Source organism: Pseudodesulfovibrio sp. (genome assembly GCF_028692895.1).
Classification (GTDB): Bacteria; Desulfobacterota; Desulfovibrionia; order Desulfovibrionales; family Desulfovibrionaceae; genus Pseudodesulfovibrio.
On record NZ_JAQUWN010000051.1, the window covers coordinates 1 to 24,804 of the forward strand.

At 66.9% G+C, this 24,804-nt stretch carries 23 protein-coding genes; 17 read left to right on the forward strand and 6 right to left on the reverse strand.

The features are described from left to right. Positions 1–134: 134 nt before the first annotated feature. On the reverse strand, positions 135–599 hold the full coding sequence (gene arfB, locus PHP91_RS12415) for an alternative ribosome rescue aminoacyl-tRNA hydrolase ArfB (protein ID WP_366141568.1): 465 nt from the start codon (positions 597–599) through the stop codon (positions 135–137). 73 nt (positions 600–672) lie between these two features. Between arfB and PHP91_RS12420 the strand changes: the two genes are divergently transcribed. Next, on the forward strand, positions 673–1,161 hold the full coding sequence (locus tag PHP91_RS12420; protein ID WP_300141014.1) for a YchJ family protein: 489 nt from the start codon (positions 673–675) through the stop codon (positions 1,159–1,161). A gap of 89 nt (positions 1,162–1,250) precedes the next feature. Here PHP91_RS12420 and PHP91_RS12425 read toward each other — a convergent pair whose 3' ends face one another. Then, a complete protein-coding gene (locus tag PHP91_RS12425; protein WP_300141016.1) occupies positions 1,251–2,087 on the reverse strand; it encodes a glutaminyl-peptide cyclotransferase in 837 nt (278 codons plus the stop codon). Positions 2,088–2,137: 50 nt separating this feature from the next. Then, positions 2,138–2,776, reverse strand: coding sequence for a CerR family C-terminal domain-containing protein (locus tag PHP91_RS12430; protein WP_300141018.1), 639 nt, complete (start codon positions 2,774–2,776; stop codon positions 2,138–2,140). A gap of 129 nt (positions 2,777–2,905) precedes the next feature. Between PHP91_RS12430 and ispH the strand changes: the two genes are divergently transcribed. The 3 genes from ispH to moaA all read left to right on the forward strand — a co-directional run bounded on the left by ispH (position 2,906) and on the right by moaA (position 5,554). Next, entirely contained in the window at positions 2,906–3,754 is an 849-nt protein-coding gene (ispH, locus tag PHP91_RS12435; protein WP_300141020.1) for a 4-hydroxy-3-methylbut-2-enyl diphosphate reductase, read from the forward strand. A gap of 428 nt (positions 3,755–4,182) precedes the next feature. Continuing rightward, a complete protein-coding gene (locus PHP91_RS12440; protein WP_300141023.1) occupies positions 4,183–4,548 on the forward strand; it encodes a molybdenum cofactor biosynthesis protein MoaE in 366 nt (121 codons plus the stop codon). 4 nt (positions 4,549–4,552) lie between these two features. Beyond that, the gene (gene moaA / locus PHP91_RS12445; protein WP_300141025.1) at positions 4,553–5,554 is read left to right on the forward strand and encodes a GTP 3',8-cyclase MoaA; all 1,002 of its coding nucleotides are present in this window, start codon (positions 4,553–4,555) and stop codon (positions 5,552–5,554) included. Positions 5,555–5,653: 99 nt separating this feature from the next. Here the strand turns inward: moaA and PHP91_RS12450 are convergent, their stop codons facing one another. Beyond that, positions 5,654–9,418, reverse strand: a complete 3,765-nt coding sequence (locus PHP91_RS12450) for a DUF748 domain-containing protein (protein ID WP_300141027.1) — start codon at positions 9,416–9,418, stop codon at positions 5,654–5,656. A 252-nt stretch (positions 9,419–9,670) separates the two neighbouring features. On the opposite strand from PHP91_RS12450, the gene PHP91_RS12455 reads away from it, so the two are divergent. The 5 genes from PHP91_RS12455 to PHP91_RS12475 all read left to right on the forward strand — a co-directional run bounded on the left by PHP91_RS12455 (position 9,671) and on the right by PHP91_RS12475 (position 15,344). Next, on the forward strand, positions 9,671–11,437 hold the full coding sequence (locus tag PHP91_RS12455) for a PAS domain-containing sensor histidine kinase (RefSeq protein ID WP_300141030.1): 1,767 nt from the start codon (positions 9,671–9,673) through the stop codon (positions 11,435–11,437). A 1-nt stretch (position 11,438) separates the two neighbouring features. Continuing rightward, positions 11,439–11,870 (forward strand): response regulator, encoded by a 432-nt coding sequence (locus PHP91_RS12460; protein WP_300141032.1) that lies wholly within the window; start codon positions 11,439–11,441, stop codon positions 11,868–11,870. A gap of 4 nt (positions 11,871–11,874) precedes the next feature. Next, positions 11,875–12,258, forward strand: a complete 384-nt coding sequence (locus tag PHP91_RS12465; protein WP_300141034.1) for a response regulator — start codon at positions 11,875–11,877, stop codon at positions 12,256–12,258. Continuing rightward, complete coding sequence (locus PHP91_RS12470) at positions 12,255–12,665, forward strand: response regulator (RefSeq protein ID WP_300141036.1); 411 nt, start codon at positions 12,255–12,257, stop codon at positions 12,663–12,665. Before PHP91_RS12465 ends, PHP91_RS12470 begins: the two co-directional genes overlap by 4 nt. Positions 12,666–12,731: 66 nt before the next feature. Continuing rightward, on the forward strand, positions 12,732–15,344 hold the full coding sequence (locus tag PHP91_RS12475) for a PEP/pyruvate-binding domain-containing protein (RefSeq protein WP_300141038.1): 2,613 nt from the start codon (positions 12,732–12,734) through the stop codon (positions 15,342–15,344). 92 nt (positions 15,345–15,436) lie between these two features. Here the strand turns inward: PHP91_RS12475 and PHP91_RS12480 are convergent, their stop codons facing one another. Both PHP91_RS12480 and PHP91_RS12485 read right to left on the reverse strand, forming a co-directional pair. After that, entirely contained in the window at positions 15,437–15,799 is a 363-nt protein-coding gene (locus PHP91_RS12480; RefSeq protein ID WP_300141040.1) for a CGGC domain-containing protein, read from the reverse strand. A gap of 135 nt (positions 15,800–15,934) precedes the next feature. Continuing rightward, a complete protein-coding gene (locus PHP91_RS12485) occupies positions 15,935–16,303 on the reverse strand; it encodes a response regulator (RefSeq protein ID WP_300141042.1) in 369 nt (122 codons plus the stop codon). 519 nt (positions 16,304–16,822) lie between these two features. Here PHP91_RS12485 and PHP91_RS12490 point away from each other — a divergent pair. The 8 genes from PHP91_RS12490 (at position 16,823) to PHP91_RS12525 (ending at position 24,768) form a co-directional block, all read left to right on the forward strand. Then, on the forward strand, positions 16,823–18,535 hold the full coding sequence (locus PHP91_RS12490; RefSeq protein WP_300141044.1) for a sensor histidine kinase: 1,713 nt from the start codon (positions 16,823–16,825) through the stop codon (positions 18,533–18,535). Next, positions 18,528–18,959: a response regulator gene (locus PHP91_RS12495; RefSeq protein ID WP_300141047.1), complete on the forward strand. Its 432-nt coding sequence runs from the start codon at positions 18,528–18,530 to the stop codon at positions 18,957–18,959. The genes PHP91_RS12490 and PHP91_RS12495 overlap by 8 nt, the downstream gene beginning before the upstream one ends. Before the next feature lie 24 nt (positions 18,960–18,983). Beyond that, on the forward strand, positions 18,984–19,373 hold the full coding sequence (locus tag PHP91_RS12500) for a response regulator (protein WP_300141050.1): 390 nt from the start codon (positions 18,984–18,986) through the stop codon (positions 19,371–19,373). Beyond that, complete coding sequence (locus PHP91_RS12505) at positions 19,370–19,762, forward strand: response regulator (protein WP_300141053.1); 393 nt, start codon at positions 19,370–19,372, stop codon at positions 19,760–19,762. The genes PHP91_RS12500 and PHP91_RS12505 overlap by 4 nt, the downstream gene beginning before the upstream one ends. 54 nt (positions 19,763–19,816) lie before the next feature. Next, complete coding sequence (locus PHP91_RS12510; protein ID WP_300141056.1) at positions 19,817–21,097, forward strand: sulfite exporter TauE/SafE family protein; 1,281 nt, start codon at positions 19,817–19,819, stop codon at positions 21,095–21,097. A 1-nt stretch (position 21,098) separates the two neighbouring features. Next, positions 21,099–21,785, forward strand: a complete 687-nt coding sequence (locus PHP91_RS12515) for a hypothetical protein (protein ID WP_300141060.1) — start codon at positions 21,099–21,101, stop codon at positions 21,783–21,785. A gap of 149 nt (positions 21,786–21,934) precedes the next feature. Beyond that, positions 21,935–23,431 carry an ATP-binding protein gene (locus PHP91_RS12520; protein WP_300141063.1) on the forward strand — a complete coding sequence of 499 codons (1,497 nt, stop codon included), beginning with the start codon at positions 21,935–21,937 and terminating at the stop codon, positions 23,429–23,431. Continuing rightward, entirely contained in the window at positions 23,428–24,768 is a 1,341-nt protein-coding gene (locus PHP91_RS12525; RefSeq protein ID WP_300141066.1) for a sigma-54 dependent transcriptional regulator, read from the forward strand. Before PHP91_RS12520 ends, PHP91_RS12525 begins: the two co-directional genes overlap by 4 nt. Positions 24,769–24,804 lie beyond the last annotated feature (36 nt).

The following is a 24,804-nucleotide window of genomic DNA, read 5'->3' on the forward strand; positions in this document are numbered from 1 at the left end:
CCCCCAACCCATCCCCCTCCAAAACTTTTTGGTTACGCATTCGCGTGGGCGTTCGGGGGCGGGAGGGGAGAGGAATGGGTGGAAAATGGGTGCGGGGCGGGAGGGGAGAGGGAAGAAAAGAGAAGAGGGGGGAGTTAGTATTCTCCGGAGGTGTCGGGGGGGCGGCGCTGGCGCTTGCGGTCGGCGGTGTGGCGCTTGCGCTCCAGGCGGCGGCGCTTGGCGCTCCTCGGCACGGCGGTCTCCCGGCGCTCCGTCACCGGGGTCAGGGCCCAGCGCATCAGCTCCACAAACCGCTCGATGGCCGAGTCCTTGTTGGACTTCTGCGAGCGGAAGACCTGGGAGGAGACCTGGAGCACGCCGCGCTTGTCCATGCGGCGGCGCAGCTTGCCCTTGACCACCATCTTCTGGAGCTGGGTCAGGCTCGGGCTGTTCTCCACGTCGAAGAGCAGGGTGACGCGCGAGTCCGTGGTGTTGACGTGCTGGCCGCCCGGCCCGGAACTGCGCGAGGTGGTGAAGCCGAGCTCCTCGTAGGGGATGACGACGGTTTCGGTGATGCGGATCATGCGGCGCAGGGTGCCATGGACGGGCTTTCGGGGCAAGCCCCTGGCCGATTGACACGGCGGCCGCTTTCTATACAATCCGCCCGACAAACCCCGAGGGAGGATATCCGTCATGACCAAGCCTTGTCCCTGCGGTTCCGGCAAGGAACACGCAGAGTGCTGCGAACCCATTATTTCCGGGGCCAAACCCGCCCCCACCGCCGAGGCGCTCATGCGCTCGCGCTACACCGCCTATGTGGACAAGCGGATCGAGTACCTGGGCGAGTCCCTGGCCCCCGAGACGCGCAAGGACCACGATGAGAAGAGCGTCCGCGAATGGGCCGACACGGCCGAGTGGCTCGGCCTGGAGATCACCGACACCGAGGCGGGCGGCGAGGGCGACGACGAGGGCGTGGTCGAGTTCGCCGCCAAATACGCCGTGGACGGCCAGGAGCTGACCCACCGCGAGCGCTCCCGCTTCCGCCGCGTGGACGGCCTGTGGCGCTACGTGGACGGCGAGATGGTCTCCCCGCCCAACGTGCGCAAGGGCCCCAGGGTGGGACGCAACGACCCCTGCCCCTGCGGCTCGGGCAAGAAGTACAAGAAGTGCTGCGGCCGCTAGCCGTCGCCGAAACAGAGACATGCCAGCCCCCGTGCGAGACCCGCGCGGGGGCTTTCTGTTGGGTTCGGGGCCGGGAGGCGTGGGCCCCGCTATTCCCGGTCCCCGGCGCGGCGCTGCCAGGCGTCGAAGTCGGGCTCGATCTCGAAGAGCTTGTCCCAGTGCTTGCCGGTGACGAAGAGGCGGCCGGTCTTCCGGTCGTAGGCGATGCCGTTGGCCACACCTGCCCCCGGCCCGACCAGGCGGCGCAGGGGCGAGAGGTCGATCCAGGCCGTGACCGCGCCGTCGGCCGGGTCGACGACCGCGATCCGGTCCTGCTTCCAGATGTTGGCCAGGACCAGATCCTCGGCGAACTCCAGTTCGTTGAGCTGGCGCACCGGATTGCCTCCGTCGTGCACGCGCACCTCGCCCATGGGCGAGAAGTCCTCGGGCTGGTGGAAGGTCAGGGCGTCGGTGCCGGAGCTGAGGATGAAGCGTGAGCCGTCGAAGGTCAGGCCCCAGCCCTCGGAGTGCCCGGTGGGGACGCGGTAGTCGAAGGCCCCCAGGGGCGAGAGGTCGTCCAGGGAGTGGATGGAGCCCTGGCCCGAGCGCCAGGTCAGCAGGTGGAGCCCGCCGTTCGCGGCGGCCAGTCCCTCGGCGAAGCGTTTCGCGTCCACGTCGCGGGAGTGGAGGCGTTCGCCCGTGGCCGGGTCCACCTCGGCTAGGTAGGAAACGCCCCAGCCGCCGGACGATTCGTACATCCGGCCGTTTTCGATGCACAGCCCTTCGGTGAAGGACCGCGCGTCGTGGGGAAAGGCCGCCTTGACCCGGCAGGGCAGCACCGGGGCCCCGGCCAGGGCGCGCCGCGGGGCCGAAATCGCGGCCAGGGCGAGCAGGGCGGCCAGGACGAGCGCGCCCGTCAGGGGCGAAACCGGGTGGCGGCGGGACATGCGTTCCTCGGGGGGCGGTTGGGGGCAAAGACGCGGGTTGCCGGGGCCGTTCAGGGTCTTGGGGCCACCTTGGCCTTGACCGCCAGGAGTCCGCCAAGGGCGAAGGTGGTCACATGGTCCACCAGGGCGTCCATGTCCGTGGGCGCGGGGCGGCTGGGCGTGAGCCGGTCCTGGATGGGCTGGGTCAGCAGGTGGTCGAGCATGAGCGCCCAGATGTTGGTGCTGCTCATCGCCAGTGCGCTGTCCGGCGCGTCCGGCCCAAGGATTTCGGCCACGATGGCCCGCAGGTCGTCGGTCAGCGGCTGGATCTGGCGACGGATGAGGAAATCGAGGTTGCGGCTCGGCTTGGCCATTTCGCGCAGGAAGATGGCCCAGCGCTGGGCGATGATCTCGTTGCCGCGCTCGTATATCTCCCCGGCCAGGTCGCGCAGGAAGATGCGCAGCCGCTCTTCGGGCGGCAGGGAGGCGTCGCTCCCGGGCTCCCGCTCCTCCTTGGGAAAGACTTCCTCCAGCACTGCCGCGTACAGGGCTTCCTTGCCGCCGTAATGGTAGTTGACGGCGGCCACGTTGGCCTCGGCCAGGCTACAGATGTCGCGGACCGTGGCCGCATCGAACCCCTTGTCCGCAAAGACGCGGATGGCCGCGGTCAGCAGCGCCTCTTTGGTGTTGACGTCGGGCTTTCTGTTCATGATGATGGACCGGGCGCCGCTGCGCCATTTTGTTTTAAACAAGCGTGTAGAACACTCGCCAACATGGCGATCCCCGTCAAGTTTTTTCTCGGCGGGCGTGGTTCGCCCGCACGGGACAAGGAGCATGTCGTGGAAGTGAGACTCGCCGAGACCGCCGGATTCTGCATGGGCGTGGACATGGCCCTCAAGCGGCTGGACAAGCTGGTGGAGGAGGCCGGGGACCGGCCCATCCACATCCTGGGTCCGATCATACACAACCCGCAGGTGCTGGAGAGCTACGCCGCCAAGGGCGTGGTCACCGTGGATACCCCGGACCAGGTGCCGGACGGGGCCTGCGTGGTCATCCGGGCCCATGGCGTCCCCCGGCAGGTGGAGGAGGAACTGGTCGGCCGCGACGTCCTGGTCAAGGACGCCACCTGCCCGCGCGTCAAGAAGGCGCAACTGCTCATCGCCCGCCACACGGCCGACGGCAGCGTCCTGCTTCTCTACGGCGAGGAGGATCACCCCGAGGTCAAGGGGCTGGTCAGCTACGCGGGCGACGGGCACTTCGTCTTCGACGACCCGGCGGCGCTGGCTGCCTACCCCTTCGACTCCGGCGGGTCCTACGTCCTGGCGGCCCAGACCACCCAGGACCGCGCCCTGTTCGAGGAGATGGCGGCCGGGCTGGAATCGGACCCGTCCGTGAACGTGACCGTGCTGCGCACCATCTGCGACGCCACGCGCCTGCGCCAGCAGGAGGCCAGCGAACTGGCGGCCGAGGTGGACTTCATGGTGGTGGTGGGCGGCTACAACAGCGGCAACACCCGCCGCCTGGCCCAGGTGGTCACCGAGCGCGGCACGCCCTGCGTGCACGTGGAGACCGCCGCCGAACTCGATCCCGCGCAGTTGGCGGGCTGCACACGCGTGGGCGTCACGGCCGGGGCGTCCACCCCGCACCATCTCATTCACAAGGTGCTCGCGCTTCTGGAAGGACTGTAGCCGGGGCCGGTTTTCTCGAAGGACAAAAAGGCGGGGCCAGGGAGTTCCGGGTTAGGATCGGTGCTTCCGGATGCATCCCTGGCCCCTTGCAGGACGTCCGCCTCCTGTCGCATTTACGCCGCCTGGAGGTGTCGCTGCCGGGCCCTGACAGTGGAGGGCGTCGGCCCGGCGGTCAGGCGGCGTTGCCTGGCCTGGTTGGCGACTCGGCGGACAGCAACCGTGATGAGGAGTGCCGGTTGACTGGGTGCCATTTGCAGATACCATAACACGTTTTCCCGGCGACGACATTATAATGTTGCGCGGTCCTGTTTTCTCCCCCCGCGCGGCCGCGCGGCGGTGCTGGATTCCGGGGCAGAGGGAGGGGGTTGCCTGCGGGCCGGGACGTGCTTATGTAGGTCAGACAACCAAGGAAAAACCAGGAGGTTCATGTGGACATCAACAAGGCCATCGCCGATCTCAAGAGCGAGCCCGGCTTCGCCGACAATGTGGGCATGATCCTCGTGCACAACGGCGTGGTGCGCGGCTGGTCCCGCTCCTCGGACCATGCCGCGGTCACGGGCATCGAGATCGCGGCCGACCTGGACAAGGTCGAGGAGATCCGCAAGGAGATCGAGGCCCGCGAGGGCGTCTGGCGGGCCGTGGCCCAGGCCAACTCGGGCCGGATGAAGCCCGGAGACGACGTGCTCCTGCTTATCGTGGCGGGCGACATCCGCGAAAACGTCAAACCAGCGCTGGCCGACTTTCTCGACCGGGTCAAGGCCGAGGCCTTCACCAAGCGGGAAATCCTGGCCTGATCCCATGCGCTCCATCCTTGAGGACAGCCATGGCCGCAAGGCCAGCTACATGCGCGTCAGCGTGACGGACCGCTGCAACCTGCGCTGCGTCTATTGCGCCGGCGCGGGAGATTTCATCCCCCATCCGAACATCCTGCGCTACGAGGAGATTCTCGACCTCATGGACCTGGCCCTGCGCCTGTCCATCGAGAAGGTCCGGTTCACCGGCGGCGAGCCCTTCGTGCGCAAGGGGTTCGCCGATTTCCTGGTGGCGGCGGCGGCCCGCTTCCCGGCCCTGGAGCTGTGCGTGACCACCAACGCCACCCTGCTGGGCGACCAGGTGGAGCGGCTGGCGAAGGCCGGGGTGAAGCGCATCAACATTTCCCTGGACACCCTGGACCCGGCCAAGTTCGCCCGCGTCACCGGGCGCGACCTCTACTCCCGCGTCCGCGAGAGCGTCGACCGCTGCCTGGCCGCCGGGGTCTGTCTCAAGATCAACGCCGTGGCCATGCGGGGCGTCAACGACGACGAGGTGGCCGGTTTCGTGGAGCTGGCCCGCACCCATCCCATGGACGTGCGCTTCATCGAGTTCATGCCCGTGGGGCTGGAGAACGGCTGGAAGGACAGCGCGGTCTGGAAGGCCGAGGACATCCTGGCGGAAGCTGCCCGCTACGCGGACCTGACCCCGGTGGACACGGCCTGCATCAAGACGCGCGGCCCGGCCCGCATGTACGCCATCGAGGGCGGCCTGGGGCGGCTCGGCGTCATCTCCGCCTATTCCAACCACTTTTGCGACACCTGCAACCGGCTCCGCCTGACCTCGGACGGCAAGCTCAGGACCTGCCTCTTCTCGGACAAGGTCTACCGGCTGCGCCAGGCCCTGCGCCATCCCAAGCTCGGCATCGACGCCGTGGAGCGGATTATCCGCAAGGCCGGGCGGCACAAGCCCCTGGGCCACGAGCTCCTGGAGCGCACCCCCAAGGATCACGGCGTCTGCCGGACCCGCATGGCCTCCATAGGAGGGTGACCGCCGGAGAACCGGACGGGTCGATGACTGTGAACAGGATCGGCCCCTCGCGCCTGGCGCGGGGGGCCGTTTTTTCATCCGTCGCGGCGGGCCGGGCGGTTACTTGATGCCCAGGTCCGCCCGGTGCAGGGGGACGCCGACCTTGCCCTTGCGGTCCTTGCGCCTGTCCAGGAGGAAGACCCGCTCGGTCAGGGCCGGGACCTTGGTGATGACGTAGTCCTTGACCGCCCTGGCCCTGGCCATGGAGAGCTCCTCCAGGTCCGCGTCCGTGACCTGGATGTGGTCCATGATGTACTTCTCCATGACGTCCACGGGCTGGCGATCCACCACGAACAGGGTGGTGGGCCGCAATCCCTCCGGGTCGTCCTCGTCCCGGTAGGCGTCGAAGAGGTATTCCTCGTACTCCCCGGGCGCGACCCGGACCTGGTCCACGGTGGTGGCGGCGCGTTCCTTGCGCGGCAGGTCGTCGTACTTCTGCTGGCGGACCTTGCGCTCGAAGATGGCCTTGACCAGACCCTTGCGGTCGGCGTCGGGGTCGAACACCCCGTCCACCTCCAGCTTGAGCTTCGCCCGCGCAGTCAGGGCCTTGATGACGGTGTCGAGCTTTTCCCGCGCCTTGTCGCCCAGGTTGCTGTAGCCGGGCTCGAAGACCACGAAGTCCATGTTGCCGCCGTCGCCCCCGCCGAAGATGGAGCCGATGAGCGAGAACGGCGAGGCCAGCGCCTTGAAGAACAGGTTGACGATGGCCTTGAACACGATGGCCCCGATGCGGAAGTCAGGGTCGTCCAGACGCCCCCGGACGGGCAGGTCGAGCTGCATGTCGCCGTTTCCGTCCTGGAGCAGGGAGAGGCCGAACTGCACGGGCACGTTGGGCGCGCCGGGCCGCCTGTCCTTGGGCCCGAGCACCAGTTGCTCGATGAAGAACTTGTTGTCCGCCTTCAGCTCCCACTGGTCGGTCTTGAATTTGACGTCGGCGTAGAGCCGTCCCTTTTCCACCGGATAGGCCAGGTAGGAGAGGGTGTACGGGGTAAGGGGAACCATCTCCATGCCGTTGACCGAGATGGCCAGGTCGATGTGGGGCGGGCTGACCAGCGGGTTGCAGGTGCCGACCACGGTGACGGGCGTGGGGCCGAACTTGCCCTTGAAGTCGAGCTTGGGCTTGGCGTCCGGCGTCTGGCGCAGGTCCGTGGCCGCGAGTTGCATCTCGGAGATGACCGAGGTGTAGGCGGGCTTGACGCTGGCGTCGCGGAAGCGGACCGTACCGCCGGTCATGGACACCCGGCCGATGGAGATGACGTTCTCCCCGGCCTGGTCGGCCTGTTCCGCGGCCGGTTCCGGCTTGGCGGCGGCTTGGGGGGCGGCGGGCTTGGCGGCCTTGGTCTTTTCGGCCTTGGCCGCGGCCTGGTCCGGGGTCTCGGGCTCGGCTTGGGGGATGCGCAGGGCGTGGCGGAAGTTGGAGTCGCCCTTTTCGTCGATGTCCACGGCCAGGCGGGGCTCGTGCAGGTTGATGGCCCCCACGCGCACCCGGTAGGGCTCGCCGGTCAGGCTGATGCCGCGCAGCTCCAGGGCCTTGGCCCCGGCGAACTCGCCGGTGCCCCGGTTGTCCCGCAACTGGACGTCGCTGACCGTGGCGTCGCCCGTGACGGAGAGCCGGGCCGGTTCACCGGCCGCGTAGTCGTACGTGAGGTTCGCGCCCAGCGCGCCGCCCGCAAAGAGCAGCTCCGCATATTCGGCCAGGTAGCCGTCCAGCCGGCGCAGCCCCAGGCTTTTCAGGGAGAGGTCGCCCGAGACCTTGAGCGGGTCGAGCACGGCCTTGCCCCTGGCCTCGATCCGTCCCCTGCGGCCCCAGTCGGCCCGGAGGTGGAAGGGGATGTTGGCCCCGGCGCGGGTGGTCACGTCGTCCAGGTCCACCGCGAGGTCGCTTACGGCCAGGGTGGCCGGGTTGGCGATGGAGAGATCGCGCAGGGCCACGTTGCCGCCGGTGACGCGCACGGCCTTGATCCGCCCGGTCCAGCCCGGTTCGGCGGCCTCGCCCGCGTTGTCCGCCCCGGCGTGCTTGGCGCGTCGGGCGTGTCCCGCCACCCCGGGCGCGGCCTCGTCCTTCCCGGACCCGGCGGCCAGGACGCGCGCCAGGTCGATGTCGCCGGACTTCTCGCGCACCAGCTTCACGCCCGGGCCCTTGAGCCAGAGCCGGTCCACGGCCACGTCGCGCCCCTTGAGGTCCACGGTGGTGCCGGACACGGCCAACTCGTCCAGGGTCAGGCTCGGCTCCTTGGCGTCCGGCTTGCGCAGGGCCAGGCCGGTCAGGGAGAGGTCGCCCGCCACCACGTCCACGTCGGTGCCGCCCTTTTCGGGCCGGAAGGTCACGGTGGCGGAGAATCCGGCCTGCCCGGCGTCCAGCGAAAGCGGCAGGGCCGAGGCGTAGTAGGGCGCGAACACAGGCAGGCTGATCTTCTTGCCGGTCAGGGTGGCGTTGCCCTCGGGCGAGGGCGTTATGGCCAGCGAGCCCTTGAGCGAGAACTGCTCCTCGCGCCCTATGGAGCCGCTGAAGGAGCCCGCCTTGCCGTCGCGGGTGGAAAGGTTGTCGCAACTGACGGCCAGGTCGCGGAAGACGCGTGTGAACCCGCCGGGCACGGCCCGGTCCCGCCAGTCCAGCTCGCCGCCCCGGACCGTCAGCTTCCGGACGTCCAGGGTGAACGAGCCGCCGGTCCTGGCGTCGTCGCGGGGGGCTTCGGCCCTCGTGGCGTTGGTCGCGGCCAGGGTGGCGTTGGCCGAGGCCGTGACGGCCTGGGCCGGAGCCGGGGTGTCCTGTGACGGGAAGTAGCCCGCCCAGTTGACGGCGTCGTTGGCGGACCGGATCACCTTGCAGTAGGGGTGCTCCAGGGTCACGTTCTTGAGGGAGAGATGGTTGTCGCCCAGGGAGTACTTGTCGAGCTCGAAGGAGACCTTGTCCAGGGAGAGGACCGTGCCCTCGGCCTTGTCGCGCAGCTTGAGGTCGGCCAGGCTGCCGCCGCCGCCCAGGAAGAGGTTGAGCCGCTCGGCGTCCGGCCGTTCGAAGAGCAGGGATATCTCCGAAGTGAAGCGCCCGCTTTCCAGGGCCAGCGGGGTGTCCACCGGCAGGTAGCCCCAGTACTGGCGCAGGTCCACGTTGACCGCGCCGAGCTTGAACTCGGTGCGCAGGGTGTTGTCGAAGGGCAGGGTGCGGCCCGTGAGTTCGATGGGGTCGCCGTTGACCACGGCCGAGAACTTGGGCTCGGTGAATTCCTTGCGCAGGCTGGTGAAGCTGGAGGTGAAGGGAACCACCAGGTCCAGCGAGGAGACGACGTGCCGCTTCTCGTGCGGCCGGTCGTCGAAGACGATGGTGGCGTTGCTCATCTCGAACCCGTACAGGGCGAAGGGAAAGACTGCCGTGCTCTTGTCCTCCTCCGCCGGGGGCTGCTTGGCCTCGTCGCGCGCGCCGATCAGGTCGGAGATCGAGTATCGGCCGTCGCCGAAAAAGGTGATGTCCAGGCTGGGGCCGACCAACTGGAGGTGGGAGATGACCGGGGCGAACCGCCACAGGGTGGCCAGCCCGGCCGAGGCGTCGATCTTCTCCACGGCCAGGAGGTTGCCTTCGCCTTCGCGCTTGGCCACGGCCAGGCGGTCGATCTCGAGCCGGAGCGTCAGGGGGTTGAAGGCCACGCGCTCCACCGTGCCCGTGCGGTGCAGGGCGGTGCGGCACTGGTCGACGATGACGGATTTGAGCACCGGCGGCACCACCAGGAAGCCGACCAGGACGTAGGTGACGAAGGCCGTGAGCAGCCAGAAGAGGATGCGCCGCAGGAGCGGGGTTCCGAGGGGGATCTTGTCGAGAAAAGCCAACATGCGCGACCTCGCCGGTAAAGTGTTCGACCACGTATCAGTCTAGCGTATTTCATTGCGGCCCGCCAGTTTTGATATCTGTTATTCTTTGTTCGCGCCGTTATATTCGTCGCGTCGTTCGAACGGAACCGTGGGGAACCCTTTGCAATCTTCCAAAGGGGATGCTACCCGTAAAGCGGGATAGACGCGTGTCCGTGAGGGATGCGCCCCGGCCCTCGCCGGGACGCATGGATGGCGCAAGCCCGGGAGAACGCCGTGTCCGAAGCCCCGTATTATCAGGGTCTTGCCAAAAGCATGATGTTCACCATCGCGCTGGTCTCGCTTGCGCCTCTGCTCGGCTACGCCCTGCTTTCCGGCTATCAGTACACCACAGCCTACAAGGAGAAGGTCGAGGCCCACCTGCGCGAGCTGGTGCTCAAGCACGACCAGTCCGTGGACTCCTACCTGCGCGAGAAGGTGGCCGAGGTCCAGGTCCTGGGCGAGGTGGTGGGCGGCGACCGGCTCAAGGCCGAGGCCGAGATAACCTCCCTGCACAACGCCCTGGTCCGCAGCCACGGCTCGGACTTCGTGGACCTGGGCATTGTCAACGCCGCGGGCGTCCAGGTGGCCTACGCCGGTCCCTATCCCCTCCAGGGCGCGGACTACTCCAATGCGGAGTGGTTCCAGGCCGTCAAGCGCCGCCGCGTCTTCGTCTCCGACGTCATCTTCGGCCTGCGGGGCGTCCCCCACTTCATCATCGCCCTGCTCGTGGACGTGGGCGGCGAGCAGTGGGTGCTCAAGGCCACCCTCGACTTCATGGCCATCAACGACCTGGTGGAGGACATCCGCATCGGCGAGACCGGGCTGGCCTTCATCACCAACAGGGCGGCCCAGTTCCAGACCACGCCCCGCCGGGACATGACCGGCGAGGTCAAGCTGCTGCACAACATCCTCGCGCGCGGGGGCGAGGACTCCATCCTGGGGCGAGGCCGGGCGGCCATCACCGTGGTGGACGATCCCGTGACCGGGCGCGAGGTCCTCTTCGTCACCAGCCCGCTCAAGGACGGCGAGTGGTTCATGGTCTACCAGCAGGACACCGCCGACGCCTTCGCCGCCCTCTACCGCATCCGCAACGTGGGGGTGGCCGTGCTCCTGCTCGGCACCGTGTGCATCCTGGCCATGGCCTTCCTGCTCTCCCGGCGCATGGCGCGCAAGGTCGAGGTGGCGGACCAGGAAAAGGACATGATGAACGACCAGGTGGTGGAGGCGGGCAAGCTGGCCAGCGTGGGCGAGCTGGCCGCGGGCATCGCCCACGAGATCAACAATCCCGTGGCCATCATGGTGGAGGAGGCGGGCTGGGTCCAGGACCTCCTGGAGGAGGGGCTGCAAAAGGACGACAACGAGCGCGAGGTCCAGCGCGCCCTGACCCAGATCCGAAGCCAGGGGGCGCGCTGCCGCGAGATCACCCACAAGCTCCTCAGCTTCGCCCGCAAGATCGACCCCACGGTGGAGCGGATGTGCGTCAACGACCTGATCCGCGAGATGGCCCAGTTCTGCGAGCAGCGGGCCAAGTACGCCAACGTGCGCATCGAGACCAGCCTGGAGGACGGGGTGCCCCAGGTGGAGGCCAGCCAGTCCGAGATGCAGCAGGTCCTGCTCAATCTCATCAACAACGCCATCGACGCCATGGACCCGGGCGGAGGCGAGCTGGACATCATGAGCAGGGCCGAAGGCGGCGATGTCTTCATCTCCATCTCGGACACCGGCTGCGGCATCCCCAAGGCGAACCTGCAACGGATTTTCGACCCCTTCTTCACCACCAAGCCCGTGGGCAAGGGCACCGGGCTCGGCCTGTCCATCATCTATGGCATCATCAACAAGATGGGCGGCGACATCTCGGTGAAGTCCGTGGTCAACAAGGGAACGGCTTTCACCATCCGCCTGCCCGCCTCCAAGGAGGGCATGCGGTGTGCGGCGGGGAACGGCGCGGCCGGGGAACAACCTCCGGCCGACGGAGGAAGATCAGAGGAAACAGGAGGTTGATATGCCTGCAAGCATTCTGCTCGTGGACGATGAAAAGGGATTTGTGGACACCATGGCCAAACGGCTGGGCAAGCGAGGGCTTTCCGTGCGCACGGCCAATTCCGGGCAGGAAGGGCTCGACGCCCTGGCCGGGCCCGGCAACGTGGACGTGGTCATCCTGGACGTGAAGATGCCCGGCATGGACGGCATCGAGACCCTGAAGGCCATCCGGGCCGCGCATCCGCTGGTGGAGGTCATCATGCTCACCGGCCACGCCACGGTGGAGAACGCCATCGAGGGCATGAAGCTCGGGGCCTACGACTACATGATGAAGCCGTGCGAGATGGACGAACTGCTGGCCAAGGTGGACGAGGCCTACACCAAGAAGCAGGCCCAGGAAACGCGCATCCTGGAGGCTCGCGCCCGCCACATCGAGCTTCGCCGGGGAGACTAGGAGCATGGCCGACCAACCCCTGCGCCTGTTGCTGGTGGACGACGAGACCGGGTTTCTCTACGTTCTGGGCAAGCGGCTGGCCAAGCGCGGCTTCCGGGTGGAGACGGCCCCCAGCGGGGCGGACGCCATCAGGGTCCTGCGCGGGCAGGACTTCGATGTGGCCGTCCTCGACCTCAAGCTGGGCGACATGGACGGCATCGAAGTGCTCGACGTGTTCAAGAAGATGGTGCCGGACCTGCCGGTGATCATGCTCACGGGCCACGGCTCGGAACAGGCCGCCTGCGACGGCATCGGCCACGGCGCCTTCGACTATCTGCTCAAACCCTGCGACCTCGACGACCTGCTGGCCAAGATCCGGGAGGCCGTGGGCCGGGAGGAAAACGCATGAGCGATTCCATTCGCCTGCTGCTGGTGGACGACGAGACGGACTTCACCGCCACCCTGGGGCGGCGGCTGGTCAGGCGCGGCCTGACCGTGGAGACGGCGGACTGCGGCGAGGCCGGGCTGAGCAAGCTGGAAACGTTTCCGGCGGACGTGGTCCTGCTCGACGTGCGCATGCCCGGCATGGACGGGCTGAGCGTGCTGCACCGCATCAAGGAGCTTTATCCCCTGACCGAGGTGGTCATGCTGACGGGCCACGCCTCCATGGAGGTCGCCATCCGGGGCATGGAGCTGGGGGCCTTCGACTATCTGATGAAACCGGTGGCCTTCGAGGAACTGTTCTACAAGGTGGAGGACGCGGCCGCGCGCAAGCGGCTGCAGGAGGGGCGCATCGAGGGCAGGCGGCGGGGCTGATGACGCCTCGCCGTCCGGTCCCGGTCCGCCCTCGGGCGTGGTGAACCAAGGATTTCCGGCGACGCAATGTGGAAGAACGTCTTGGGCGCCCTGCGGCGTCCGTTCAAGGGCATGTTCGGGCGGCAGGAGCTGACCCGCGAGGAGCGGGCCGAGATCCGCAAGGCCTTTTCCGCCCGCTACAACCATTTCCGGCTGCTCATCCAGGCCAACACCCGGGCGCATGACGCCATGGGCGAGCTGGAGGAGGCGCTCCGGGGCTACCAGCCCTACAGCATGCAGTACGTGCGCGCCCTGTGCACGCGCATCTCGACCCTGATCTTCCAGATGATCCGCCACCTGGACAGCCTGCACCCCGAGGCCTACACCCGGCTTTTCGAGGTCTTCCAGGACATCCAGGAGCGCATCCATCCGCACATCGAGCCCGCGCCGCCCGCCGATACCGGGCAGCCCTCGGTCCTGGACCTGCGCGAGGTGGGGAGGGAGGATGTGGACGCCTGCGGGCCCAAGGTGGCCATGCTCGGCGAGGCGGGCAACCGGCTCGGCCTGCGCATCCCCGAGGGATTCGTCGTGACCACGGCGGCCTACGGCCGGGTCATGCGCGCGGGCGACCTGGGCGACGAGATCAACCGCCTGGTCCAGATGACCGACCCCGAGGACCGCGAGGCCGTGTACCAGCTCTCCTCGCGCATCATGCAACTGATCATGTCCACACCCCTGCCCGACGAACTGGTGCGCGACATCCTGGCCGCCTACGACGCGCTCGCCGCCCGGCTCGGGCGCGAGCCCAAGCTGGCCGTGCGCTCCAGCGCCCTGGGCGAGGACGTGGAGGGGGCCACCTTCGCCGGGCAGTACCGCTCGGTGCTCAACGTGGGCCGCACCGGGCTCATCGACGCCTACCGCGAGGTCCTGGCCTCCAAGTATTCGGTCCAGGCCATGGCCTACCGCATGAACCGGGGCCTGCGGGACGAGGACGTGGCCATGAGCGTGGGCTGCATGGCCATGGTGCCCGCCCTGTCAGGGGGCGTGGCCTACTCGCGCTCCCCGGTGAACATCCGGGACGACCGCGTCTCCATTCATTCCGTGTGGGGGCTGCCCCGCGCGGTGGTGGACGGCACGGCGGCCACGGACATCTTCGTGGTGGACCGGCACGAGCCCATGCACATGAGCGAGCGCGTCGTGGCCGAGAAGAACGAGAAGTACGTCTGCCACGCGCTGGAGGGCGTCTGCCGGGGCGACATGCTGGACGAGGAGCGGACCGCGCCCTCCCTCACCGACGAGCAGGCCGTCAAGGTCGCCCGGCGGACCGTGTCCATCGAGGAATATTTCGGCGCGCCCCAGGATATCGAGTGGGCTGTCACGCCCGACGGCCGATTCCACCTGCTCCAGTGCCGTCCGCTGATGCTGGTCAAGAACGCGGCCGGGCCGGTCCATCGCCCGGCGGGCCTTCCCGAGCCCCTGCTGGCCATGGGCCGCACCGCCAGCCCCGGCGTGGGCGTCGGGCCGGTGCATGTGGTGCTCAAGAGCGCGGACGCCCTGACCTTCCCGGACGGCGGGGTGCTGGTCCTGCGCCAGGCCAGACCCAGCCGAGCCGCGCTGCTCGACCGGTGCAGCGCCGTGGTCTCGGAGCAGGGGGGCATCGCCGGGCACCTGGCCAACGTGGCCCGCGAGTTCGGCGTCCCGGCCCTGTTCGGCGTGGAGGGAGCGGTCAAGGCCGTGCAAAACGGCCGGATCGTCACCGTGGACGCGGACGGACGGGCGGTCTATGCGGGAGCCGTGGAGCCCTTGCTCTCCGAGAAGCCCAGGGAGCGGATCATGCGCGGCAGCCCGGTCCAGGGGGCCCTGCGCAAGGCCGCGCGCCACATCGTCCGCCTCAACCTGACCGACCCGGACTCGCCCAAGTTCCGCCCCTCCCAGTGCCGCACCCTGCACGACATCATGCGCTTCTGCCACGAGATGGCCGTGCGCGAGATGTTCGAGTACGGCACCCACGACGACGTGGTCCAGGCCGCCTCGCGCCAGCTCATCTGCGACGTGCCCAAGCAGTTCTGGGTGCTCAACCTGGACGACGGCTTCACCGACGAAGGCGCGGCCCGGACCGACCGCTGCATCCGCCTGGAGGAGATCGACTCCTTTCCGTTGCAGATGCTCTGGAAGGGCATGCACGCCGTGACCTGGCAGGGACCGCCGCCGGTGCATACCGGCGGGCTCATGTCCGTGATGTTCGAGGCCACCATGAACCCGAACCTGACCGTGGGCGGGGGCACCAAGTACACCCAGAAGAACTACTTCATGGTCTCCAGAAACTATTGCAGCCTGCAGTCGCGCTTCGGGTTCCACTTCTGCGGGGTGGAGTCCCTGGTGGGCGACCGCATCAGCGAGAACTACTGCAGCTTCCAGTTCAAGGGCGGGGCCGCCAACCTGGAGCGGCGCATCCGGCGCGCCCGGTTCGTGGGCGAGTTTCTGGAGGGGTTCGACTTCCGGGCCCGCGTGCGCGAGGACAACCTCTTCGCCCGGGTGGAGGGGCTGGACCGCAAGACCATGGGCCACCGGCTCAAGGTGGTGGGCTACCTCATCACCCACACCCGCCAGCTCGACATGATAATGACCAGCAGCGCCGAGGTGGAGAAGCAGCGGCAGCAGTTCCTGGAGGACATCGCCAAGTTCGACGATCCGGCCTGAGCCGGGCCGCTGGCTCTGGCGTCCGCGGTTTTGCCCGGCCGGGGCGAACGGACCGGAGCGCGCGGCCCCGGCCCGTCCGCAAAGGCGGGGTTCTAAAAGACCTTTTCCGGCGTGTAGGGATGCGTTCCCTCGATGACGTCGATGCCCGCCTTGACCTGGATCTTGGTGATCACATCGTCCACGTAGGGACAGTGGTCGGACAGGCAGGGGCCGACGTGGATCTTGGTGGGCAGCTCGCCGAGCGGCATGTTCCACAGCTTGAGCTGGGCCAGCCGCTGCACGATGCTGCTGCCGGGGCAGCCGCCGCAGCTCAGGATGCCCAGGAGCTGCGCGTCCGTGTCCTTGTACTGGGCGAAAACGCCCTCGCGCCGGTTGAAGGCGACCATGCACCGCGAACAGCCGATGCACACGTCGTCCATGGTGTTCTTGCACCCGATGATGAGAATCTTTTCCATCGCGTCCTCCACTGGGTTGATGACCAGCTTCCCACTATAGCCTCTTGTTTGGGCCGGTCAATTTCCATACTCCGGAAAGAGGCAATGGGCGGGCCGGATGGCGTCCTCATATAATAAGGAAAATGGGGGAGGGGGTCAGCGGTCCAGGGCCCGGCGGATAGTCTCCTCCAGCAGCTCCAGGGCCACGGGCTTGAACAGGAACTCGAAGGCCCCGGCCTCATGGGCGCGCAGGGCCTCTTGCACCGAGCCGTGGCCCGTGAGGATGATGACGGCCAGGCCCGGCCGCTCCCGGTGCAGCGCCTTGCAAAGCTGCACCCCGTCCACGCCGGGCATGAGCAGGTCCACCACCGCCGCGTCGAACTGTACGGATTGCACCAGTTCCAGGGCCTCGCCCCCGTCCCTGGCCGTGGCCACGAACAGGCCGCGCCGGGCCAGCCGCTTGGCCAGCACGTCGGCGAAGCCCGGCTCGTCGTCCACCAGCAGGATATTCAGTGGTTCGTTCATGCCCATTCTCCTTACAAGGCACATGCCACCACGCGGCATAGGGCTGATACTTTTTTTCTCACCACTCGGTTTATTCGTAATGGCAAGCAATTGTTGATGCTTTAAACGCGCTCTTTCAAAAAGTCGATACCGCGTCGGTTCCGCCGGGGCCATTGGCCCCGGTGGTCGAAAAGGCGTATGGTACAAAATGTATCGCTCGGTTCCGGCCCAAAGGGCGGAGACCCCGCTGAGAGGGCGTTTGCCCTCTTGGCGAAAGCTGGTACATATTGTATCAATGGGGCAAAATGTATCGATTGATGGTCCAGCGGCCGGCAATTTTCGTGGACAGAGGCGGCTGAGGGCGCGCTTTTCGGCGGGGCGAAGAGGAGCTGACTTTTTAAAAGTGTAAGTATTCAAGGTGATTGTTGTCTCGCCTCTCTGCCGGGTCGGTTGGAGGCGGGCTGGTGGAATGGCACACGCCTTGCTCAATGGGGTCCGAAGCCCCGTCGGGCGAGTTGATGCAAACAGAGAGGAAGCGGCGTGCATCCCGATCAGAAGTCCACCTACGACAAGTTGTCCCGCAACATAGCGCTGGTCGTCATCACGGTGTCCATCGCGCCGCTCATTCTCGTCGGCGGGCTCATCTTCGACCAGTTCCGCTCCATCTACCGCGCCAAGACCTATTCCCACCTGGCCGAGGTGGTGGACAAGCACAAGGACATCATCGACACCTTCCTGCGCGAGAAACTGCACGAAATTCAGTACCTGGACCGCGCCTACACCCATGAGCAGCTCACCGACAACGCCTTCCTCGCCAAGATCCTGCGCGGTATGCAGCAGCAGTTCGGCCGCATCTTCGTGGACCTGGGGGTCATCGACGAGAGCGGTCGGCAGATCGCCTACGCCGGTCCCTTCGACCTGCTCGGCGCGGACTATTCCGAGGCCGAGTGGTACCTGGACGCGCGCAACAGGCCCGCGTCCATCAGCGACGTGTTCCTCGGGCTGAGGCAGTCGCCCCATTTCATCATCACCGTGAACAACGGCTCGGGCGAGTCCGAGTGGACGCTTCGGGCCACCATCGATTTCCTGGCCTTCAGCCACCTGGTGGAGAACATCCGCATCGGCGAGACCGGCTCGGCCTACATCCTCAACGGCAAGGGCGTGTTCCAGACCCGGCCCCAGGAGGAGTGCGGGCCCATGGCCCTGACCCCGGTCAGCACCGTTCACTATCCCGCGCTCAAGGATGTGACCATCGGCTTTTCCCGCGACGATCAGGGCGAGGAATACCTCATCGTCTCGGCCCAGCTCAAGGGCGGCGACTGGAAGCTGGTATACCGCCAGCGCTCCTCGGACGCCTTCTCGGCCATGACCCGCACCGAATACGTCACCCTGGCCATCTTCCTGCTCGGCGGCCTGGCCATCGTGGTCATGGCCGTGCTCGTGTCGCGCAAGCTGGTGGTCCGTTTCCGGTCCATCGACCGCGAGTCCGAGATGCTGACCCGGCAGATGGCCGAGACCGGCAAGCTGGCCGCCATCGGCGAGCTTGCCGCGGGCATCGCCCACGAGATCAACAACCCGGTGGCCATCATGATCGAGGAGGCCGGGTGGGTGCGCGACCTGATGGAGGACGAGGGCAAGGAGCTGGCCTCCTACGGCGAGATCGAGCGCGCCCTCAACCAGGTGAGCACCCAGGGCCGCCGCTGCAAGGACATCACCCACAAGTTGCTCAGCTTCGCCCGCCAGACCGATTCCCTGACCGGCGACGTCTCCCTGCCCTCCCTGATCCGCGAGGTGGTTGACATCTCCATGCAGCAGGCGCGCTACGCCCAGGTGGACTTCAACCTCGACCTGGACCATGAGCTGCGCCCGGTGCACGCCTCGGTCACCGAGCTGCACCAGGTCATCCTCAACCTTATCAACAACGCCATCCAGGCCATGGAGCCCCAGCAGGGCGGCGTCCTCACCCTCGCCTGTCGCGAGGAGGAAGGCCAGGCCGTCATCGAAGTGGGCGACAACGGGCCGGGCATCCCGGCCGCCAACCTGGGCCGGATTTTCGATCCCTTCTTCACCACCAAGCCTGTGGGCAAGGGGAGTGGGCTGGGATTGTCCATCTGTTTCGGCATCATCCACCAGATGGGTGGTGAAATAGACGTGGAAAGCGCGGTGGGCAAGGGAACCCGGTTCTTCATCCGGCTGCCCTTCGCCGCGACCGCCCCGAATGGGGAAAACGAAAAGGAGAAGGACCATGACTGATGCCCACGTGCTGATCGTGGACGATGAGGCGGGTTTCGTCGAAACCATGGCCAAGCGCCTGTCCAAGCGCAACATGACCGTGTTCAAGGCGTATGACGGGGCCGAGGCCCTCGCTCGCCTGGCGGAGCATCCCGAGATCCAGGTCGTGATCCTGGACATGAAGATGCCCGGCAAGGACGGCCTGGTCGTGCTCCAGGACATCAAGGAGCAGTTCCCGCTGGTCGAGGTCATCATGCTGACCGGCCACGCCACGGTGCCCACGGCCATCGAGGGCATCCAGCACGGGGCCTACGACTACCTGATGAAGCCGTGCGACTTCGGCATCCTGGTCAACAAGATCATGGAGGCCGTCGCCCTCAAGGCGGAACACGAGGAAGAGGCGGTCCTGGACCGCGTGGGCGACATCGCCGGCCGCATGGCCTAGGCGCGGGACTTCGGAGCCGGAATCATGGGCGAGAGGAAAGCGGTCAGACTGCTCATCGTGGACGACGAGATCGGGTTCGCCGACGTGCTGCGCAAGCGCATGTCCAGGCGCGGCGTTGACGCCACGCCCGTGACCAGCGGCGAGGAGGCGGTTCGTCTCCTGCGCGGCAGCGAGTTCGACGTGGCCATCGTGGACCTCAAGCTCGAAGGCATGGACGGACTGGAGATTCTCAAGGTGTTCAAACTCATGGCGCCGGACATGCCGGTCCTGATGCTTACGGGGCACGGCAGCGAGGAGGCGCGTGACGCGTGCATGCGCCAGGGGGCGGCCGGATATCTGTCGAAACCGATGGAATTCGACCAGCTCCTTGAAACGGCGCTGCGCGTGGCGGGCCGCCCGCGGGAGGCGTCATGATGGATATACGGGTGCTTCACGTTGACGACGAACCCGATTTCGCGTCGGCCGTGGGCAAGCGGCTGGCCCGGCGGGGCGTGCATCTGCGCACGGCCTCGGGGGGTGGTGAAGCGCTTAAGGCCCTCGCCTCGGAACCCTTTGACGTGGTCCTGCTCGACATCAAGATGCCGGGCATGGACGGGATCAAGGTCCTCGGCGAGATCAAGCGGCAGTATCCCCAGGTGGAGGTGATAATGTTCACGGCGCACGCCAACACGGACATCGTCATTTCGAGCCTGGCCATGGGAGCCTGCGATTATCTGCTCAAACCGGCGGCCATGGACGAGCTCTTGGAGAAGATCCAGGCCGCGGCTCGGCACGGGAGAGGAAACGGGGAAGCCGGTGCGTAAATGGTCGGGCGGGCTTCGGACAAACAGCAACATCTAGAAGGAAGCGAGGAGAGTATGCACTTCTTCAAGGATTGGGGGCGATTCATGATGGCGGGGGCCGGAGCGCTCGCCAACTGGGAAATCGAAAATGCCAAATCCATCGTCAGCAGCAAAAAGAAGCTGATGATCATCGGCCTGATGCTCATCCCGGTCATCCTGGGCGGCATCTGTTTCGCCGACGAACTGGGGCCGGTCCTGCCCACCCTGCTGGGCGGCAAAAAGGCCTACAGCCCGGCCTTCTACAGCCTGGGCATCTTCATGGTGTCCATCGCCATCGGCGTGGGCGCGGGGCTCATCACCGGCTGCATCGGCGCGGGCGGCGGCTTCATCATCGCCCCGGCGCTCATGAGCGCCGGCATCAAGGGCATCCTGGCGGTCGGCACCGACCTGTTCCACATTTTCGCCAAGGCGATCATGGGCAGCGTCATCCACCGCAAGCTCGGCAACGTCTCCGTGCCGCTGGCGGCCGTCTTTCTGATAGGCGCGGTGCTAGGGGCCACGGCGGGCGGCGTCATCAACCGGGTGCTCTACGAGATCAACCCGGTGCTCAGCGACGCCTTCATCACCACGGTCTACTCCCTGATGCTCGGGTTCCTGGGCTTCTACGCCCTGACCGACTTCCTGCGCTCGCGCAAGGCGGCGGGCGGCGGCGACGCCCACGGCGGCAGTGAAGGCGCCGACCTCGGCGCCCTGTCGCGCAACCTGCAGTCCGTAAAGTTCCCCCCCCTGATCAAGTTCGACCAGGACCTGGTCCCCGGCGGACGGCAGATCTCCTGGGTGTTCCTGGTCCTGTCCGGCGCGCTGGTCGGCCTGGCCGCGGGCATCATGGGCGTGGGCGGCGGCTTCCTGACCTTCCCCATCTTCGTCTACGTGCTCGGCGTCTCCTCCATGACCACGGTGGGCACCGACATCTTCCAGATCGTGTTCACGGCAGGCTTCGCATCCATCACCCAGTACGCCATCTACGGCTTCATCTTCTACACCCTGGCCATGGGCATGCTCATCGGCTCGCTGCTGGGCATCCAGATCGGCGCGCTGGTCACCAAGGTCGTGCCCGGCATCACCATCCGCGGCTTCTACGCCATGGCCGTGCTGGCCGGCTTCATGAACCGGATCTTCGCCCTGCCGAGCAAGCTGGCCGAAATGGAGGTCATCTCCATCTCGCCCGCCACCGGCTCATTGCTGAACAACATCGGCATCTGGGCGTTCTTCGTCGTCATCGGCGGGTTCTCGGTCTGGGTCATCGGCACGTTCCTGAAGAACATCAGAACGCTCAAGAAAGAGGAGGCGCACTAACATGATTGCCAACAAGAAGGAATTCGGAACCGGACTCGGCATGCTTGCCGTCTTCTTCGTGGTGCTGGTGGTCATGTTCCAGCCCATCTTCCACGGCCACAACGGCATGCAGTTCCTGGATCACCTGTACAACTCGATCTCCAAGGGCTCCGTGGACTACGCTCCCGCCATGAAGGCGGAAGCGGCCAAGCTCGATGACCGCACCGTGACCCTGAACATGCAATACAAGGACGAGAACGTGGCCGCGCAGTCCGCCGTCATGCTGACGGCCGCCGGGTCCAAGGTGGACGTGTCGGGAGCGGCCCTGACCGTCACCGGCTCCCTGGGCGCCATGCTCGGCGCGTGCCTGGACGACTCCAAGACCCTGTACGACAACGACGCCGCGTCCCTGAAGACCAAGTACGGCGTGGAGGGCCGCCGGGCCCTGTACAACTGGTGGATGACCCTCAACCAGATGGACAACTCGCTCAAGAAGCAGAAGGCCTTCGACGCGGCCAAGACCGTGCTGTCCGTCCAGAAGAAGGCCGTGGAAGCAGCCTACAACTACTACGGGATCGACGCCGAGCACATCTCGGAGCGGATGGGCCTGGTCTCCTTCTCCCTGATCTTCTACGTCCTGTATACCCTGTGGTACGGCTTCGCCATCCTCTTCCTCTTCGAGGGCTGGGGATTGCGCTTGAGTCACTAAACTATGGAATCAGCCTGAACGCCCCCAACCCTTGTACGGTCCGGCCGCCCGCAACGGCCGGGCCGTACCCCGGGGGCGGGGCGAAACGCCCCGGTTTCGGTTTACGCGCCGATATATTTCTCGTATTCACGGGCCCAGAGGTCGCTTTGATGAATCTCCAGAACTATTACGATACGGTCATGCAGCTCAGCCACGGCATCGTGGTCACCCTGGACCTCGAAGGCCGGGTGGTGCATGGCAACAGCGAGCTGGAGACCCTGACCGGGTATCCCATGAAGGACCTGGCGGGCCGGGACTGGTTCGACACCTTCATCCCGGAGCCCGAGCGGGAGGCGGCCCGCCGGGCCGTGCTGGAGCGCACGCACGGCCAGGGCGTCTCGGCCATGGCCGGGGTCATCAAGGACCGCGACGGAGACAAGGTCTACATCAACTGGAACCTCAAGCCGCTCGCCGACTCCGAAGGCAACATCATCTCCGTCCTGTGCGTGGGCCAGGACGTTACCGACCACACCCTGCGCGAAGACGGGCTGCTCCGGGAGCGCTCGTCGCTCATGGAGCGCAACCGCGAACTGAACTGCCTGTTCCAGATCAGCCAGATGGTCACCCGGGTGGACCACGAGCTGACCCCCATCTTCGAGGAACTCATGCCCATTCTGCCACCCGCCTTCCAGGACCCGGCCTCCACGTCCCTGCGCCTCACCGTGGACCGCGGCGTATGGGAAACGCCGGGCTACGCCGAGGTGGGCCAGTTGCTCAAGGAGCCGATCCTGGTCCTGGGCGAGAAGCGGGGCTCCCTGCGCGCCGTGCTGCGCAAGGGCGGGCTGGGCGGCGACCGGTTCACCCCGGACGAGCGCGACCTGCTGGCCGCCGTGGCCCAGCAGGTCTCGGTCATGGTGGCGCGCAAGGAGACGCGCTCGGCCAAGCGCGCCCTGGAGGCGCAGTTGAGGCGTGCGGACCGGCTGGCCAAGATCGGCCAGTTCTCGGCGGGCGTGGCCCACGAGATCAACGAGCCCCTGGCCAACATCCTGGGGTTCGCGGAGCTGGCCCTTCAGTCGGCCGGCCTGCCGGACCAGGTGGCCAGCGACCTGCGCTCCATCGTGGAGTCCTCGCTGCACGCGCGCGAGATCATCCGCAAGCTGATGTTCTTCGCCCGCCAGTTGCCGCCGCAGCTCCTGCCGGTGAACCTGAACGAGGTGGTGGAGCAAGGGCTCGGCATCACCCAGTCCGGGGCCAAGCGCGGGCAGGTGGACCTGGTGCGCGACTACGCCGAGGGCCTGCCGACCATCCTGGCCGATCCCCAGCACCTCAAGCAGGTGGTGGTCAACCTGGTCTCCAACGCCATCCAGGCCATGGAGCCGCAGGGGGGCGGCCGGGTGACCGTGACCACCATGTCCGACGGCGAGGACGCCTACCTCGTCGTGGAAGACACCGGGCCGGGCATGGATCGCGAGGCCCTCAAGCAGATTTTCACGCCGTTCTATACCACCAAGGACGTTGACCGGGGCACCGGCCTCGGCCTGTCCGTGGTCCACGGCATCGTCAAGGCGCACGGCGGCGTCATCCAGGTGCACAGCGCGCCCGGGCAGGGCACCCGGGTCGAGGTGGTCCTGCCCTGCCTATCCATCAGCAACACGGCGGAATCATGAGCCAACCCACGCGAATCCTCGCTGTCGACGACAGCCGCGCCACCCTGGAGGTCATCAAGCGCAACCTGGTCCCCGAGGGGTACGAGGTCTACACATGCGAACGGGTCAGCGAGGCCCTGCCTCTGCTTGAGGACTACGCCATCGACCTGGTCATCACCGACTACCGCATGCCCCAGTCCACCGGCATGGACCTGATCCGCCACGTCCGCGCCAACTACCCGGACACCGAGATCATGATGATCACCGGCTATCCGTCCATTCCGGGCGCGGTGGAGGCCATCAAGGACGGCGCGGGCGAATACCTGGCCAAGCCCTTCACCACGGAGGAGTTGCTCTCGGCCGTGCAGCGCATCGTGGAGCGGCTGATGCGCCGCCGGGTCCTCTCCTCGGGCGACACCCCGCCCGACAACTTCGGCATCATCGGCAGCTCGCAGGAGATGGAGCACGTTTTCCAGCGCATCGGCAAGGCCTCGTCCACGGACGCCAACGTGCTCATCAGCGGCGACTCCGGCACCGGCAAGGAACTGGTGGCCCGCGCCGTGCACTACAACAGCGCGCGCCGCGCCTCCTCCTTCGTGCCGGTCAATTGCACGGCCATCCCGGACAGCCTGGTGGAAAGCGAGCTTTTCGGCCACGTCAAGGGCGCGTTCACCGGGGCCAAGGACGGACGCGCGGGTTTTTTCGAGATCGCGAGCGGCGGGTCCATCTTCCTGGACGAGATCGGCGACGCCAGCCCGAACATGCAGGCCAAGCTGCTCAGGGTCATCCAGTCCAAGGAGTTCTCCAAGGTGGGATCGAGCCGGGTGCACAAGGTGGATACACGCATCCTGGCCGCCACCCACAAGGACCTCCGGCGCATGGTGGACGAGGGGACCTTCCGCGAGGACCTCTTCTACCGGATCAACGTCGTGGACATCAAGGTGCCCCCCCTGGCCGAGCGCGGGGACGACATCCTGGTCCTGGTCAACCACTTCCTGACCAAGTTCGCCAAGGCCATGCACCGGGAGGCGCCCCAGCTCACGGACGACGCCCTGGCCGTGCTGCGCGGCTATTCCTGGCCCGGCAACGTGCGCGAGCTGGAGAACCTGATCCAGCGGCTCGTGGTCATCGTGGACCACGACCTCATCGACGTCACGGACCTGCCGGACGCCATGCGCTTCTGCCTGCCGCGCGCCGGCGGGAGCAACCGCTCCCTTGCCGAGGTGGAGAGCGAGCACATCCAGCGCGTCCTGACCTCGGTGGGCGGCAACAAGACCCGCGCCGCCGAGATCCTGGGCATCAACCGCAAAACCCTGCGCGAGAAGCTGCGCCGCATCGACGGCGTGGAGGGCGAATAGGATTTCCGCCGGGCGCGGGAAACGTTCAAGGCCGAC

Coding starts and splice junctions, on each gene's coding strand:
- PHP91_RS12525 (WP_300141066.1), top strand. CDS start 23,428: ATGAGCCAACCCACGCGAATCCTCGCTGTCGACGACAGCCGCGCCACC.
- PHP91_RS12480 (WP_300141040.1), bottom strand. CDS start 15,799: ATGGAAAAGATTCTCATCATCGGGTGCAAGAACACCATGGACGACGTG.
- PHP91_RS12505 (WP_300141053.1), top strand. CDS start 19,370: ATGATGGATATACGGGTGCTTCACGTTGACGACGAACCCGATTTCGCG.
- PHP91_RS12465 (WP_300141034.1), top strand. CDS start 11,875: ATGGCCGACCAACCCCTGCGCCTGTTGCTGGTGGACGACGAGACCGGG.
- PHP91_RS12515 (WP_300141060.1), top strand. CDS start 21,099: ATGATTGCCAACAAGAAGGAATTCGGAACCGGACTCGGCATGCTTGCC.
- PHP91_RS12420 (WP_300141014.1), top strand. CDS start 673: ATGACCAAGCCTTGTCCCTGCGGTTCCGGCAAGGAACACGCAGAGTGC.
- PHP91_RS12500 (WP_300141050.1), top strand. CDS start 18,984: ATGGGCGAGAGGAAAGCGGTCAGACTGCTCATCGTGGACGACGAGATC.
- PHP91_RS12495 (WP_300141047.1), top strand. CDS start 18,528: ATGACTGATGCCCACGTGCTGATCGTGGACGATGAGGCGGGTTTCGTC.
- PHP91_RS12485 (WP_300141042.1), bottom strand. CDS start 16,303: ATGAACGAACCACTGAATATCCTGCTGGTGGACGACGAGCCGGGCTTC.
- PHP91_RS12475 (WP_300141038.1), top strand. CDS start 12,732: ATGTGGAAGAACGTCTTGGGCGCCCTGCGGCGTCCGTTCAAGGGCATG.
- PHP91_RS12450 (WP_300141027.1), bottom strand. CDS start 9,418: ATGTTGGCTTTTCTCGACAAGATCCCCCTCGGAACCCCGCTCCTGCGG.
- PHP91_RS12430 (WP_300141018.1), bottom strand. CDS start 2,776: ATGAACAGAAAGCCCGACGTCAACACCAAAGAGGCGCTGCTGACCGCG.
- PHP91_RS12460 (WP_300141032.1), top strand. CDS start 11,439: ATGCCTGCAAGCATTCTGCTCGTGGACGATGAAAAGGGATTTGTGGAC.
- PHP91_RS12470 (WP_300141036.1), top strand. CDS start 12,255: ATGAGCGATTCCATTCGCCTGCTGCTGGTGGACGACGAGACGGACTTC.
- moaA (WP_300141025.1), top strand. CDS start 4,553: ATGCGCTCCATCCTTGAGGACAGCCATGGCCGCAAGGCCAGCTACATG.
- PHP91_RS12510 (WP_300141056.1), top strand. CDS start 19,817: ATGCACTTCTTCAAGGATTGGGGGCGATTCATGATGGCGGGGGCCGGA.
- PHP91_RS12425 (WP_300141016.1), bottom strand. CDS start 2,087: ATGTCCCGCCGCCACCCGGTTTCGCCCCTGACGGGCGCGCTCGTCCTG.
- PHP91_RS12520 (WP_300141063.1), top strand. CDS start 21,935: ATGAATCTCCAGAACTATTACGATACGGTCATGCAGCTCAGCCACGGC.